Origin of the sequence: Giesbergeria sp., assembly GCF_028686475.1 — a bacterium.
GTDB lineage: Bacteria > Pseudomonadota > Gammaproteobacteria > Burkholderiales > Burkholderiaceae_C > Simplicispira.
Genome location: NZ_JAQUCA010000013.1, coordinates 43,083 through 57,469, shown reverse-complemented (window position 1 = coordinate 57,469; position 14,387 = coordinate 43,083). Strand labels below are relative to the sequence as shown.

The 14,387-nt window shown below is 58.7% G+C and carries 11 protein-coding genes; 5 read left to right on the top strand and 6 right to left on the bottom strand.

Features of this window, described 5'->3' with window-relative positions; translation table 11 throughout:
* Window position 1: 1 nt before the first annotated feature.
* The 3 genes from PHX60_RS10210 to PHX60_RS10200 form a co-directional block, all read right to left on the bottom strand.
* Window positions 2-895, bottom strand: coding sequence for a hypothetical protein (locus PHX60_RS10210; RefSeq protein WP_300077174.1), 894 nt, complete (start codon window positions 893-895; stop codon window positions 2-4).
* 127 nt (window positions 896-1,022) lie between these two features.
* Window positions 1,023-1,514 carry a cyclic nucleotide-binding domain-containing protein gene (locus PHX60_RS10205; protein ID WP_300077173.1) on the bottom strand — a complete coding sequence of 164 codons (492 nt, stop codon included), beginning with the start codon at window positions 1,512-1,514 and terminating at the stop codon, window positions 1,023-1,025.
* A 148-nt stretch (window positions 1,515-1,662) separates the two neighbouring features.
* Complete coding sequence (locus PHX60_RS10200) at window positions 1,663-2,121, bottom strand: PACE efflux transporter (RefSeq protein WP_300077172.1); 459 nt, start codon at window positions 2,119-2,121, stop codon at window positions 1,663-1,665.
* Between the two features lie 107 nt (window positions 2,122-2,228).
* Between PHX60_RS10200 and PHX60_RS10195 the strand changes: the two genes are divergently transcribed.
* From PHX60_RS10195 to PHX60_RS10185, 3 genes are all read left to right on the top strand, one after another.
* Window positions 2,229-2,654, top strand: coding sequence for a universal stress protein (locus tag PHX60_RS10195; protein ID WP_300077171.1), 426 nt, complete (start codon window positions 2,229-2,231; stop codon window positions 2,652-2,654).
* A 3-nt stretch (window positions 2,655-2,657) separates the two neighbouring features.
* Entirely contained in the window at window positions 2,658-3,179 is a 522-nt protein-coding gene (locus PHX60_RS10190; protein WP_300077170.1) for a C40 family peptidase, read from the top strand.
* Between the two features lie 338 nt (window positions 3,180-3,517).
* A complete protein-coding gene (locus PHX60_RS10185) occupies window positions 3,518-8,020 on the top strand; it encodes an EAL domain-containing protein (RefSeq protein WP_300077169.1) in 4,503 nt (1,500 codons plus the stop codon).
* 33 nt (window positions 8,021-8,053) lie between these two features.
* Here PHX60_RS10185 and PHX60_RS10180 read toward each other — a convergent pair whose 3' ends face one another.
* Entirely contained in the window at window positions 8,054-8,785 is a 732-nt protein-coding gene (locus PHX60_RS10180) for a Spy/CpxP family protein refolding chaperone (protein ID WP_300077168.1), read from the bottom strand.
* Window positions 8,786-8,988: 203 nt separating this feature from the next.
* Between PHX60_RS10180 and PHX60_RS10175 the strand changes: the two genes are divergently transcribed.
* Window positions 8,989-9,882, top strand: a complete 894-nt coding sequence (locus PHX60_RS10175) for a recombination-associated protein RdgC (RefSeq protein ID WP_300077167.1) — start codon at window positions 8,989-8,991, stop codon at window positions 9,880-9,882.
* 193 nt (window positions 9,883-10,075) lie between these two features.
* The gene (locus PHX60_RS10170) at window positions 10,076-10,483 is read left to right on the top strand and encodes a bacteriohemerythrin (RefSeq protein ID WP_300077166.1); all 408 of its coding nucleotides are present in this window, start codon (window positions 10,076-10,078) and stop codon (window positions 10,481-10,483) included.
* On the opposite strand, the gene PHX60_RS10165 is transcribed toward PHX60_RS10170, so the two are convergent.
* Together PHX60_RS10165 and PHX60_RS10160 are read right to left on the bottom strand one after the other, a co-directional pair.
* Window positions 10,476-10,910, bottom strand: coding sequence for a bacteriohemerythrin (locus PHX60_RS10165; protein ID WP_300077165.1), 435 nt, complete (start codon window positions 10,908-10,910; stop codon window positions 10,476-10,478). The genes PHX60_RS10170 and PHX60_RS10165 overlap by 8 nt on opposite strands.
* A 37-nt stretch (window positions 10,911-10,947) precedes the next feature.
* Complete coding sequence (locus PHX60_RS10160) at window positions 10,948-14,343, bottom strand: EAL domain-containing protein (RefSeq protein WP_300077164.1); 3,396 nt, start codon at window positions 14,341-14,343, stop codon at window positions 10,948-10,950.
* Between the last annotated feature and the right edge of the window lie 44 nt (window positions 14,344-14,387).

The following is a 14,387-nucleotide window of genomic DNA, read 5'->3' as shown; positions in this document are numbered from 1 at the left end:
TTTAGCGCAGCTCGCCGTATTGGGTGCTGCCCAAATCGGGGCCGTGGGCATCGGTGGGCATTTCGGTGTCGGCAAAGCCGGTATCACTGACCGGCTGGCGCAGTGGCCCCGAATGCACCGAGACCCCCAAGGGGGCCGCTGTACTGGCTGGGCGCGCTGCTGCTGCACTGGCCAAGGCGCGCTTAAAGGCTGCCACCTCATCGGCCTCTATCGGGTCAAAGCGCGATGTGGCAGGCGCAGGCGCGGCCACCACGGGTGCAGGGATATGGACTGGAAAATCTGGGGCCAAGGCGGGTGCAGGTGTGGCCGCAGCTGCGGGGGCAGCAGCGGCACCTACCGCTGCCGGACGTGGGCGCAGATGCGGCGGCGGGGGGCGCTCGGGGCGGCTGGGGGGCGTGGTAGCCGCCGGTGCGATGGTGGGGGCCGGTCCTGGTGTCCCGGCCTTTTGTGGCAGGCCCACCGCCACATGGTCATTGATGCGCCAATACACGGACGAGACAGTAATGTCGTAGCGGGCTTTGGCCGTTTGGGCAATCAGGGCTTCGATTTCGCTCAGGCGGGCGGTCTCGCCGCCGTACTCGCGCGCCAAATCCATCATGATGAGAAATTGGCGCCCACGCTGGTCTAAGGACAGCACCTTGAACTTGTAACTGGCCGATAGCACCCCGGCGCGCACCATCGCATCGCGCACCACGATATAGAGCAACTCGCGCCGTTCTAGGCGCTCGTTGGGGCGGTTGGCGGCATGTTCTGCCGGGGCTGGTTTCAGCAGCGGTTGACCATCAGCCCCCGGCACCAAAGGCACCGTGGCATCGGCATTGAGCAGGCCCGAGGCCTCGCTGGTGTGAGCTTTGGTTGGGGGAGATTTGCGCGTAAACCAGCTCAAAAAGGACATGGCATTCTTTCTTCCGATAACACCTGTAAAAATCCGCAAGAAGTGTACTTTGCCTACACCCCTTATAGGGCCACTCTATGGCCTATTGGGCCACATTCTGCGTTATCTCAAACAGATGCGTGGCGTTTTAGGTGGCGGCCACGCGGCGGCGGCGGTCCACCAAGCGTTTAGAGACCACAGCACCCACCGCCATGCACAAGGCCAAAGCAAGGGCCGGCTGGCGGTTGGACAACTCGGTAAAGCGCAATGCGGGCAAGGCCCACAGGCGGCTGGGGGCGGCGGCTTGCACGGTAGCACTGCGTGGCCGGTGCGAGAAAAACCCGCCCTCGCCCACCACCGAACCGGGGCCGACCACCGCCATACGCAGGCGTTGTTTTTCGTCTTCGTAATGTACGCTCAGGTTGCCGCTTTCTACCAAATACAAGGTACGGTCTAACACCCCTTTGGTAAACAAAATTTGCGAGGCCGCCAGCGTGTGCGGTTGCAGGTAGGCGGACAGAGTCTCCCACTGTGTGGCGCTGAACGGATTGCTTAAACTGTCTTCGGCCTGGGCTTGCTCAATCGCTTGTACCAAACCTTGTAAGGTGGGCGGATTTTTTGGCAAATGGGGGGCGTTCATCGGGTTGTGCGTGAAGCCTTGGCCTTTGTACCAAGGAGGTAGAGCGCAAAACGCAGCGCGTTTCTGGCTTTGGTGGCGTACCTGTCACGCCTATTTTTTGCCACCGGTTAAAAAGCATGGTCTGGATGCCGCGAATTTAGCAAGATGCCTAAGTCGGGCCAGCACAGGCCGAGGCGGGCAGGCCAAAAATGCGGTCAAAGGCCCAGTTAAAGCCGAAGGTGTAAAGCAAAAAGAACAGCACCATCCAAAAATCCATCACCAAGGCCTGCCACAGGCTGACGTTAAACCACCAAGCAAACACGGGTATCAAAATCAGCGCCAGCCCGCCCTCAAAGCCAATCGCGTGGGCCATGCGGCGGCGCAAGCTGCGTCCGCGCACGGTTTGGCGTGCCTCCCAGCGTTCAAACAAGGTATTGAACAGCACATTCCATAGCACCGCAATGGCCGAGGCCAACACCGCCACCACCCCAGAATGGCCCACACTTTGGTTGGACAAGCACATCAGCCCGATGGTAGCGGCCACAATGGCCAACAATTCGTACAGGGTGACATAAACCACACGGCGGCGCAAGCCGTACAGACCAGGAATCAGGGCGGGGGAGTGCATGGTATGGCAATGTACCAAGACTGGGGCGGGGGACATGCCTGTACGGTGGCCAAAAGCCGCCGTATGATGGCCAACAAGCGCATTTTTTACCCAACAGGAGCAGCAAATTGAACATTTTATTGGCCGTCGATGGCAGCCCTTTTACCAAGAAAATGCTGGCTTACTTGGCCGCCCACGAGGAGCTTTTGGGTAGCGGCCACCACTACACCGCCCTGACGGTACACCCGCCCTTGCCAGCCCATGCCCGCGCCTCTTTGAGCAAAGAGCTGGTCGAAGATTATTACGCCGAGGAAAACCAAAAGGTGCTAGACCCAGTGGTCAAGTTTATGGCCACCAAAGGGGTAGCGCTGCAAACCATTGCCAAAGTGGGCCACATTGCCGAAACCATTGCCGAGGTGGCATCGGCGAACAAGCAGTTTGATTTGCTGGTCATGGGTTCGCACGGGCATGGGGCGTTGGCAACTCTGGTGATGGGTTCTATCACCACCAAGGTGCTGGCGCAAAGCACGGTGCCGGTCATGATTGTGCGTTAAACCATGTGCGGGCAGCGCTTAGGGGTCGCCGTAGGGCGTTGGGCCGGGCCAGCGTTGGCGCTGGCACTGGCCGCTTGCAGCTCTGCGCCACCGGTGTCGTCCCCGTCTTTGGCGCGCCCCCCAGCCAGTAGCGCACAGGGCGGGCGTTTGTCTTCAGAAATGGCGCACGACATTGCCATCCATGCGCTGGGGCTGGTGGGCACGCCCTACCGGTATGGCGGCAACACCCCCGATGGCGGGTTTGATTGCAGTGGCCTGATTGGCTATGTCTATCGGGCGCGCACCACCCAAGCCCCACCGCGCACCGTGGCCCAATTGGCCCAATGGGGCCAGCAGGTACCACGCGAGCAGCGGCGCACCGGCGATTTGGTGTTGTTTGGCCAAGGCCAGCAGCCTACCCATGCGGGCATTTATGTCGGCCAAGGCCGGTTTGTTCATGCACCGTCCAGCGGCGGAAAAGTGCGGCTAGACCACTTGCAGGCACGCTATTGGGCCGCCCAGCAGGTGGCTTTTTTGCGCCCCTAAGGGCAAGGCTTGCAGGTATGCGGGTATTCCACGCCACTGCAACGGCCATCGGCGCTGATGATTTGCATAAAATAAGCCTAAACTCTTTCGATTAAACGCTTTATATGCTATTTTTTATATAGCAAAAATGGCGCTCTGCTCCACCTTTTGCTGTTTGCGATACGGCATGGTGCATGTAGTATCTTGGACACGTTGCGCTCTGGGGCCAGCGTAACCCTCTTTGTGTGCCCTTGTGTTCCACCGTCTGCGCCAGCCGCCATCCGATCCATGCCAAGGCTCTTGCTTTACCTGTTGCGCTGTGCGGTGCCCACCCTCCTAGCCGCAGAGGGATTTAGACCATGATGACGCTGCACCCTCCTTTGGGCATGACATCGCTTGCCAGCACCAACGCACAGCGCCAGCTGCTGCTGCAAGCCTACGCTATCTTAGATACCCCCGAAGAAGAAGCCTTTAACCAATTGGCCCAACTGGCGGCGCACATTTGCGGCACCCCGATGGCCGCAGTCAATTTTATTGACGAACAGCGCCAATGGTTCAAAGCCCGCGTAGGGCTGGCGTTGCGCCAAACCGATTTGAGCGCCGCCTTTTGCAAGCACTGGCTCGATGGTGCCAACGATGTCATTGAAATTGCCGACGCGCGCCAACATCCCCTGTTCAAAGACAACCCCTTCGTCACCGGCGCGCCGCATATCTGCTTTTATGCCTGTGCGCCTCTCATCGCCCCAGAGGGTCTGACCATCGGCACCCTGCTGGTAATGGACACCCGCCCCGGCGCACTCGACCCCGGTCAACGTGCGGCCCTGCACATGCTGGCGCAGCAAGTCATGGCGCAATTGCAACTGCGGCGCCAACACCAAGCCCTGCGCCTAAGCGAAGAGCGCTTCCATCTGGTCGCCAACGCCACCGCCGACACCGTATGGGATTGGAACGTGCGTAGCGGCCACATTTGGTGGAGTGACTCTTACCGCACCCTGTTTGGCATGACCGCCGAGCAAGCCATGCCCAATGCCGATGCCTGGGCGCAGCGCGTTCACCCCACCGAACGCGCCCGCATCGTCAAAGCCCTGTATGGTGCCATCCAAGGACAAGACACCGCTTGGATGGCCGAGTACCGCATCGTGCGCGACGATGGCAGCACCATCTGGGTGCAAGACCGGGGCTTTGTCATTCGCGATGCCTCTGGCCAAGCCCTGCGTATGGTGGGTGGCATCCGCGACATCAGCGCCGACAAACAAGCCCACCTCGATGCCCTGCACGAGGCGCACACCCAAGCCGCCTTGGTACAAGTACAACAGAGCATGGCGGCCCTGGAACTGAGCCAAGCCGATTTATTCAATTTGGTAGTGCAAGCCACGCTAGACATCACCGGCGCCCGCAGTGCCAGCCTAGACCTGATTGAAGGCCAAGAACTGGTGGCCCAAGCCAGCGCTGGGCGCGATGCCGCCCCACTGGGGCGCACCATGCCCCTGCGCCAATGCGCCGCATGGCAACGCCTACTGCATGGCGAGACCGTGCAATGCAACCCTGCCAGCAGCTTTTGCCGCGATGCCATCCCCATGCACGGCGATGCCAAAGTGCGCTCCACCTTGGTCACGCCACTGCGCGTAGAAGGCCAAGTGGTGGGCCTGCTACAAGCCAACGCCCAACACGACCACGGCTTTATCGCCCGCGATGCCGCACACCTGCAAATGCTGGCCGAATCCTTGGGCGCACTGCTGCACCTGCGCCAAGTGGCCATCCAACTGCGCGCCTCCGAGCAACAATACCGGCTGCTGTTTGACTACCACCCACAGCCGATTTGGGTCTATGCCTTGGATGAAAGCCTGCGTATTTTGGCCGTCAACCGGGCCATGCTGGCACTGTATGGCTACACCGAGGCCGAACTGTTACGCATGAGCATGGCCGACCTGTGGCGGCCAGAAAAACGGGCGCAGTTTCGGGCCGAAGTGCTGGCCTTGGGGCCAGAAGGCACCGGCCAGCGCAGCTTGCAACACCAGCACCTGCGTAAAGAAGGCGACCTGATTGATGTCGAAGTTTCCTCGCGCAACATCTCGTTCAATGGCTACCCGGCCCGCCAGGTCATGGCCACCGACATCACCGAGCGCCTACGCGCCCAGCGCGAGCTGGCCCGCTTGGGGCGGGCGCAACAACTGCTAGGTGCTTGCAACGAAGCAATGGTGCGCGCCACCACCGAGCCTGAACTGCTAGAGGCCGTGTGCCGCATTGCGGTAGAAATTGGCGGCTACCGCTTGGGCTGGGTGGGCTTTGCGCGCGACGATGCCGCCAAAACCATCGAAGTGGTCAGCCATGCGGGCAACTATGACGACTACCTCAGCAGCTTACACCTATCGTGGTCTGACACCGACCCGCACGGCCAAGGCCCCTCGGGCATCACGGTACGCACCGGCCAGCCGGTGATTGTGCAAGATGTACGCACCGAACCCATCTATGCCGAGCTGTCTGCCCGTCTGTTGGCGAGTGGTTTTCATGGTGTGATTAGCCTGCCCCTGCACCACGGCGAGCGCACCTTTGGCCTGCTCTACCTCTACGCCCCCGAAGTGCTGCACATCAGCCAGCAAGAGGCCCGCCTGCTGCAAGACTTGGCCAACGATTTGGCCTTTGGCATTACCAGCCTGCGCGCTCGGCGCGAACAACAACGCCTGCACGCCTCGGTGCTTAAAGTGGCCGCCGCTGTTTCTACCACCACCGGCACCGAGTTTTTTGTGCAACTGGCCAGCCAGATGGCCGAAGTGTTGGATGCCCAAGCCGGTTGCGTGATGCGCCTGCTACCCCGGCAATACGATAAACCCGCCCGCGTGGCCTCTTTGGCGATGGTGATAGAAGGCCAGTTGCTGCCCGCACTAGAGTACGATTTAGCAGACACCCCCAGCCTCAAACTGCTCACACAGCGCCAATATGTGGTGCCCGAAGGCGCGGCGGCCCTCTACCCCAACACACCCATCGTTGCCGGACGCTTGCAAGCCCAAGCCTATGTGGGCCAACAACTGTGCGATAGCTCGGGTGAGACCATCGGCATGATTTTTGTGCTGTTCACCCAGCCACTGGCCGACCCTGATTTTGTCATCTCTACCCTGCAAATTTTTGCCGCCCGCGCCGCTGCCGAAATCGAGCGCCAAGTCTCCGACACCCGCATTCGCCAGCAGGCATCGCTGCTAGACAAAGCCCAAGATGCCATCATCGTGCATGACCTAGAGCATCGCATCACCTACTGGAACAAAAGCGCTGAGCGCGTCTATGGCTGGCCACAGTGGCAGGTGCTGGGGCACTCCATCGCCTCCCTGCTCTACCAAGACCCGACCCTGTTTTACCGCGCCGCCGAAACCGTATTGCAGCAAGGCGAATGGACCGGAGAAATCGTGCAGTACCACCGTGACGGCCACGCCATCGACATCGAAGGACGCTGGACACTGGTGCGCGGCGAAGACGGCCAGCCCGAGTCCATCTTGGCCATCCACACCGACATCCGCCAGCGCAAGGCCACCGAGCGTGAAATCCAGCGCTTGGCCTTTTACGACTCGCTCACTGGTCTGCCCAACCGCATGTTGCTGCTGGAGCGTATGCACCAAGCCTTGGCTGCCGCACAGCGCAAGCAACAAGGCGGTGCCTTGCTGTTTATTGATTTAGACAACTTCAAAACCCTGAACGACACTTTGGGCCACGACCAAGGTGACCAGTTACTGCAACAGGTGGCGCAGCGCCTCAATACCTGTGTACGCAGCGTGGACACCGTAGCCCGTTTGGGCGGCGATGAGTTTGTGGTGATGTTAGAGGCTTTGGGGCCAGACCCCGGCGCTTTGGCCCTGAGTGCGCGCAGCGTGGGCGAAAAAATTTTAAGCACTTTGGGCCAGCCTTACGAACTGGCTGGCTACCAATACCGCAGTACCCCCAGCATTGGCATTGCCCCCTTTCAAGGTGACAGCACCAGCGTAGGCGAATTGCTCAAACAGGCCGATTTGGCCATGTACCAAGCCAAAACTGCCGGGCGCAACACCCTGCGCTTTTTTGACCCGCACATGCAGGCCGTGGTTACGGCGCGCGCCGCCTTAGAGGCCGATTTACGCAATGCCTCGGCCCAAGGCCAATTTTTGTTGCACTACCAACCCCAAGTCAACCACTTGAACCAATGTGTCGGCATTGAAGCGCTGGTACGCTGGCAGCACCCCGAGCGCGGCATGGTCTCGCCCGCCGATTTTGTGCCGCTGGCCGAAGAAACCGGCATCATCTTGGTGCTAGGGCGCTGGGTACTAGAGAGCGCCTGTATTTTGCTGGCGCGCTGGCAACACCAACCCAAACTGTCCCACATCAACATGGCGGTGAATGTCAGTTCGCGCCAGTTTCGCAATACGGGTTTTGTGCAAGAGGTGGCCCAAGTGTTGTACGACACCCAAGCGCCGCCCCACCACCTGAAACTAGAACTGACCGAAAGCCTGCTGGTAGAAGACATGGACACCACCATCGCCACGATGGAGGCGCTAGGCCAGCTCGGGGTGGGATTTTCTTTGGACGATTTTGGCACCGGCTACTCTAGCCTGAGCTACCTGAAAAAGATGCCGCTAGACCAGCTCAAGATAGACCAAAGTTTTGTGCGCGACCTGCTCACCGACCCCAACGATGCTGCCATCGTCAACACCATCATTGGCCTGAGCCGCAGTTTGGGCCTGAACGTGATTGCGGAAGGCGTGGAAACCATCGCCCAACGCGATGTGCTGTTGCAGGCAGGCTGCCAAACCTTTCAGGGCTACCTGTTTAGCCGCCCCCTGCCTGAGTTGCAGCTAGAAAACTGGCTGCACCAGCACCAACAACACCAGTACGAGCCTTGAGCGCCTCATAGGCCCGTAGCAGCGCACGGGGGCTTATGGAGCTGCTGGCGCTGAACCGCGTGGGCCACTGCCATCGCGGCGGGGGCCACTGCCATCCATCATGCAGTCGGGGTGCTTCCAGCCCCGCTGGTCGGTGCCATCAGCCGCTGCTGGCATCATGCCGCGCCCACGTGGGCCAGCCATGCGCTGGTGGTTGCTTTGGTAAGCCAGGTGGTGGGCATCAAAGGTTTTTTGCTGCGCTGGGTTGAGCTGGGCATAAAAAGCCTTGACGGCATCGCCTCGGCGGTCGGCATCGGCCATGTGCTGGATTCGCAGAGCGCGCATCCGGTCCACCCGCTCGGGGGTGCTTAATTGCTCCATACCTTCCCAGCCCAAACGGGCATGGCGGGTGGGTTCCATTGCTGCCATGAACTCTGTCCAAGCAGTTGCTTGCGTGGGGCTTAGTTGCAATTGCTCTTTCAGCTGCACTTGGTGCTGGGCGCGGCGCTCTTGCCAAGTTGCTGCCGTGTCACCGCGCATGGCGCGCTGCTGGCGGTAGTGGTGATGCTTCTTTTGGTAACCGGGCGCGCCACGTTGGGCGCGTGGGCCAGAACGGGCCACTGGTTTGGCCGCTTCGGTAGTCGCTGGGGCAGAAACGGCTGCCGGTGCGGTTACAGCTGCTGCTGGGGCTGCTGGGGCTGCTGCATCAGACTGCGCCCAACCGGGCAGGGACAAGGCGGCCAATACCGCAGTTGCCAGCAATTTGCGAGAAAGACAGAAGGCCATAAAGAAATCCTTTCGGCAAAAAACACCACCAGCACGCCCGTGCCAGCATTGAGAACATGTTTTGCAAGGCCATAGTATGCGCGCGGCTTGTCAGTCTGTCATGTAGCACTGCTGCGCTTTGGTAAAGCCGCGTCCCCAGCACACCATGCAGCGCGTACCATGCCAGCCTCTGGCCTTATCGCCCCCGCAAAAAAATCTGTTTCATGTTTAAAAACCTCATCATTTATCGCACCGCACCCGCTTGGACAATCGACTTGCAGCAACTCGAAGCTGCATTGGCCACAGCGCCATTTATGCCGTGCAGCGCTACCCAAGAGCGTGCTTGGGGTTGGGTACCCCCACGTGGCGAAGCCCACGGCCCCTTGGCCGAGTCGGTGGGTGGCCAATGGATATTGCGCTTTATGACCGAAACCAAGCTGCTGCCCGCCAGCGTGTTGGCGCGCAAAGTGCAAGAAAAAGCCGCCCAAATTCAACAAACCACCGGACGCAAACCCGGCAAACGCGAAACCCGCGACCTGAAAGAAGAAGCCAAGCTCGACCTGCTGCCTCAAGCCTTTACCCGCCAAGGCCACATCCACCTGTGGATAGACCCGCAAGCCGGTTTTGTGCTGCTCGACTGCGCCAGCCAAAGCCGGGCCGATGAGGTAGTCAGTGCCTTGGTGCAAGCCCTGCCGGGGCTGTCGCTGTGGCTGCTCGATACGCAAACCGCCCCCGCCACTGCGATGGCCCAATGGCTGTGCAGCCAAGAGCCACCACCGGGCTTTAGCATTGACCGCGAATGCGAACTCAAAAGCAGCGCCGAAGACAAAGCCGTGGTGCGCTACGCCCGCCACCCCTTAGATATTGACGAAATCCGCGCCCATATCGAAGCGGGCAAACTACCCACCCGCTTGGCCCTGAGCTGGGCCGACCGCCTGTCTTTGGTGCTGACCGAAGGGCTGCAACTGAAAAAACTGGCTTGGCTCGATGCCGCTTTGGCCGAATCAGCAGCGCAAGAAGCTGGTTTTGATGCCGACTGGGCCTTGACCACCGGCGAGTTGTCTGCCTTTCTGCCCGAGTTGATTGCAGCCTTGGATGGCGAAAGCGCGAGAGGATAATGGCCTGCCGTCAGAGTTTGGCCAAAGGTGGCAAAAAGTAACATCGGCAACAAAAAGCCATGTTAGCGTGCAAAACGACAAACAAAGCCCAAACAACGGTCAATCACTGCGATAACCGTAGGGCTTCTACCTTTACCATGCAATGCTAGAGAGATATGGGCCGTAACCCCCAACCCAGCTAAGGAGTGTTTGGATGATATTCATGCCGTGGAACGATACGATTGCTGTGGGCATCCAAGAAGTGGATGAGCAGCACCGCGTGCTGGTTGACTTAATCAATGAGTTGCATGATGCACTGACCGCAGAAACGCCCAACCGAGGCGCGATTGGCCATGTGCTAGAAGGTTTGATGGACTACACCATGAACCACTTCATCATGGAAGAAGAATGGTTTGAGCGCCACGATTACCCCCACACCGTAGCGCACAAAGAGCAGCACAACCGCTTTACCAGCACCATCATGAATGCCCTGACCGATTTTGAAGACGGCCAGCACCTACCCTACGAGCTCATGGAGTTTCTAAAGCACTGGCTGGTAGAACACATCATGCGTACCGACAAAACCTATGTGCCTTTTTTGAAAGCCCAAGGCATCACTTGAGCGCACGCACCAGCGCCCGGTCTGTGCGTCTTTTTTTCTCTAAAAAAATGCGTAACTCTTTGTCGTTGCGCCGGATGTGCAAAGACAACCAATCGCGCAGGGCGGTAGATAGCTCGGAGGCTACGGTGATGCTGCCGCTTTGGTGCTTTTTTTGCAGCTGGTACAACTGATTCAAAAACAATTGGTGGGTGTCTTTGTGCCGCTCTAGGTCAGGGAAGTGCGCCAAGCCCATTTCATGTTCTTCGTGGCGCAAATGCTCTGCGGTGTCGGCAATGATTTGCGCCAACAAGGTGGCCACAATTTCATTGCCACGCCCCTCGGTGGTGGCGGTGTGCAAGGTGTTGACCTGTTCTACCAGCTTGCGGTGGTCTTCGTCAATCAGGCCATTGTCAATCACCATGTCATCAGCCCAAACAAAATACGCCATTTTTTTCTCCTTAGCAGCACACGACGAACCTACTTTATTAAACATCGAGCAGTTGTAGCAATTTTTCTGACAGCGTATCGCGCAGCACGTACATCTTCGGAATACGCTGCTCCAGCACACTGTCTGCTGGCCCTTGCTCTGCCAGCGCAAGCAGCGCGGCGGCATAGGCATGGATTTGTTGGTGCAATTGCTCAATTTCTGCCAACAGGGCATTGCCTGCATGGCGCTCGTGCCCACCTTCGTAGCGCAACCAATGGCTAAAGCGGCAGTTTTGCAAATTCAACTCTGGCCAAGTGGCACGCTCACCGCGCAGGTAGCCAATCATGCCTGCAACCCAAGCACGATGCTCTACCACCGCAAACAGCAGCGGTAAATCGTCGCGCTGTGCAGGTGCCAGGTGGAGCCAAGAGGGTTCAGGGTGCCAAGTCGCCACCCAGTGGGGTACCTGAGATGCTGGCATAGGCCGGGCAATGGCATAGCCTTGGCCCCACTCGCAACCCAAACGCAGTAGCATCAGCCCGTGCGCTATGGTCTCCACCCCTTCGGCAATCACTTGGCGCCGGAACACCCGCGCCAGCCCCAATACGCCCTCCAAAATGGCCATATCATCCGGGTCATCGAGCATATCGCGCACAAAACTTTGGTCTATTTTGAGCAGCTTAGCCGGTAGGCGGCGCAGATAAGTCAATGACGAGTAGCCAGTGCCAAAATCATCCAGCGCAAAGCCTATGCCCATTTCGTGGCACACATCCATCAGGCGCGAGATACCCGGAATATCCTCTAGTGCATTGGTCTCTAAAACTTCCAACTCTAAATCACCGGGGCCAATATGCGGGTGCAGGAGCAGCAAATGCTGTAGCCGGGTAACAAAATCGGGCTGCTGCAATTGCAGTGCATCCATATTGACACTGACCGAAAGACTCAAACCCTGTGCCTTCCAGGTCTCGATTTGGCGGATGGCAGTCTCTAGCACCCATTCGCCCATTTGCACCGCCAATTCATCGTTTTCTAGCGTGGGCAAAAAGGCCGCTGGAACCAATATCCCGCGTTCGGGGTGCAACCAGCGAATCAGTGCCTCGACCCCTACCACCTCGCCGGTACGCATATTCACTTTGGGTTGGTAATACAGGGCAAATTCATTTTTTTGCAGCGCTTGGCGGATATTTTCCAGGTCTTCATGGTGTCCGCGCAGATGGCGGTCTTGCTCGGCATCAAACACGTGGTAACGGTTTTTGCCCGTGACTTTGGCTTGGTACATGGCTTGGTCGGCTTGGCGCAACAGCTGGTCGGCATCGACTTCTTCAGCCTGCGGAAAGAAGGCGACCCCCACGCTGGCAGAGACTTGCAGCACGATGCCATCGGTCAACACCGGCTGCGCGGCGACCAGCAACAAGCGCTCTAACACGATCCCAGCTGCTTCGTGCTGCGATAAATCGGCCAACACCGCCACAAACTCATCGCCACCAATCCGGGCGATGGTGCTGCCCTCGCGCAGGACGCGCTGCATACGGCTGGCCAACTCAATCAGCAGTTTGTCCCCCATTGCGTGGCCATAGGTGTCATTGATGGCCTTGAAACCATCTAAATCTAAAAACACCACCGCTAATTTTTTGGTGTTTCGCAGCGCTTGCACCATTGCTTGGCGCAGACGGTCGGCCAATAATACGCGGTTGGGCAAGCCCGTCAGGGCATCGTAGTGGCCAATATGCTCTAATCGTTTTTCGTTTTCTTTTTGCTGCGAAATATCGGAGAATAATGCCACGTAGCGCAGTATTTTGCCGTGGGCATCGTACACCGCGCTGATGGTGAGCATCTCGGCATAGACTTCGCCACTTTTACGCCGGTTCCAAATTTCCCCCGTCCAACGTCCGTGGTTGGCTAATTCAGTCCACATGCCCGCATAAAAATCAGCCCCTTGCCGCCCAGAACTGAGCATTTTTGAATTATTACCAACCACCTCCTCGCGCGAGTAACCGGTAATGTGCGAAAAAGCGGCGTTGACTTCTATGATGTCGCCCTGTGGCGAGGTAATCATGATGCCCTCACGCGCATGGCTAAAAACGCTGGCGGCCAGTTTGAGCTGCTCTTGTGCGGCGTTTTTCTCGGTCACGTCAATAATGGTGCCAACATAATGGCGCAAGCGCTGGGCAGCATCTTTGACCGCAGCAATGCGTAACAAAGCGGTGTAAAGCTGGCCCTGTCGGTGCCGATTGACAATCTCCCCTTCCCAATGGCCGTGGCGCAATAAGCAGGCCCACATTTGCACATAAAACGCGCTGTCTTGCACCCCCGAGGCCATAAAGCGTGGGTTCGTGCCCAACACTTGGGCCAGTGGGTAGCCGGTGACCTGCTCGAAGGCGGAGTTGACCGATAGCACCTGGGCATCAGGCGTGGTGATGATGATGGCATCGGAGCTGCTCTCAAACACACTGGCAGCCAAACTGCGCTCTTCATCGAGTTTGGCCTGCTGCTCGGCCAAGCGTTGCTGTCGGCGCAAGGCCATCAAACCCACCACCAGCAAGGCCAACAAACTGGGCACAAAAATGCCCACCAAGCGCCGCGCCTCGCTGGCCCATTGCGCCAAAATGGCATCGCGGTTGATTTGCGCCGCCACTACCATCGGAAAATGGCTAGAGACCCGGTAAGCCGTCAAGACCGATTGTCCGGTGGGCAGTTGCTGCCGGAGTACCCCTTGTTCATTGCGCGCAATGCCTTGGCCTACATCGCCCGCAGCGCCTTGGGTGCCAGCGCGTTCGTGCGGCAAGGCCGACATCAACAGCACATCGTCATAGCGCAGCCATTGCACGTAGCCCTGCCCCGCATCCATCAGGTTGCTGGCGTAGTTGATAAAGTAATCGGGGTTGATGGCGGTGAGCAGCCAGCGCGTTTTTTCGGTACCCGAGAGCTTACGCAGTATGGGTACCAAGTGCGGCTCGGTGGGAGAGAGCGCTACCGCTTGCGTCACCGCCGAGGCCGAGACAAAGTCGCGCCCCTGCCAAGGCAGGCCCACGCGCAAAATGGGGGCTTCGGGGTTGTGCGCCGGGTAAAACCCCTGCAAATTCAGCACGATGCCGATATTGGCGGGATTGGAGCTATCGAGTACCTGCCCATGCTCATCCAACACGGCAATCGAGCGCAGGTAGGGCATGGGGCGCAGTAACTCGCGCAGGCGGGGGCCTAAATTTTTCGGCTCCATGCCGTTTTGGTGCGAAGAACTGATGCTTTCAGCCGCAAACTCAATCAGTTGCAGGGTTTGGGTCAGGTGTTCTTCAAAATGGCGCGCATGGATAACCGCCTGTGCCAAGCCGTTGTTGAGCGCATCTTCGCGCAAACGCCAAAGCGTAAAACCCAGCGCCGACATCCAGCCCAGCGCCAGCACCACCGCCGAGAGTAGCCACAAAATGGAGCGTCGTTGGGCCTCAGAAGAAAGCATAAAAAATCAATCGAGGAAACGACACAGCAGCTACTTTTTGCAGG

What these genes read in the sequence shown, in the direction of transcription:
- PHX60_RS10190 (WP_300077170.1), top strand. Translation starts at nt 2,658, where the DNA reads ATGTGCGGGCAGCGCTTAGGGGTCGCCGTAGGGCGTTGGGCCGGGCCA.
- PHX60_RS10180 (WP_300077168.1), bottom strand. Translation starts at nt 8,785, where the DNA reads ATGGCCTTCTGTCTTTCTCGCAAATTGCTGGCAACTGCGGTATTGGCC.
- PHX60_RS10200 (WP_300077172.1), bottom strand. Translation starts at nt 2,121, where the DNA reads ATGCACTCCCCCGCCCTGATTCCTGGTCTGTACGGCTTGCGCCGCCGT.
- PHX60_RS10185 (WP_300077169.1), top strand. Translation starts at nt 3,518, where the DNA reads ATGATGACGCTGCACCCTCCTTTGGGCATGACATCGCTTGCCAGCACC.
- PHX60_RS10205 (WP_300077173.1), bottom strand. Translation starts at nt 1,514, where the DNA reads ATGAACGCCCCCCATTTGCCAAAAAATCCGCCCACCTTACAAGGTTTG.
- PHX60_RS10165 (WP_300077165.1), bottom strand. Translation starts at nt 10,910, where the DNA reads ATGGCGTATTTTGTTTGGGCTGATGACATGGTGATTGACAATGGCCTG.
- PHX60_RS10160 (WP_300077164.1), bottom strand. Translation starts at nt 14,343, where the DNA reads ATGCTTTCTTCTGAGGCCCAACGACGCTCCATTTTGTGGCTACTCTCG.
- PHX60_RS10170 (WP_300077166.1), top strand. Translation starts at nt 10,076, where the DNA reads ATGATATTCATGCCGTGGAACGATACGATTGCTGTGGGCATCCAAGAA.
- PHX60_RS10210 (WP_300077174.1), bottom strand. Translation starts at nt 895, where the DNA reads ATGTCCTTTTTGAGCTGGTTTACGCGCAAATCTCCCCCAACCAAAGCT.
- PHX60_RS10175 (WP_300077167.1), top strand. Translation starts at nt 8,989, where the DNA reads ATGTTTAAAAACCTCATCATTTATCGCACCGCACCCGCTTGGACAATC.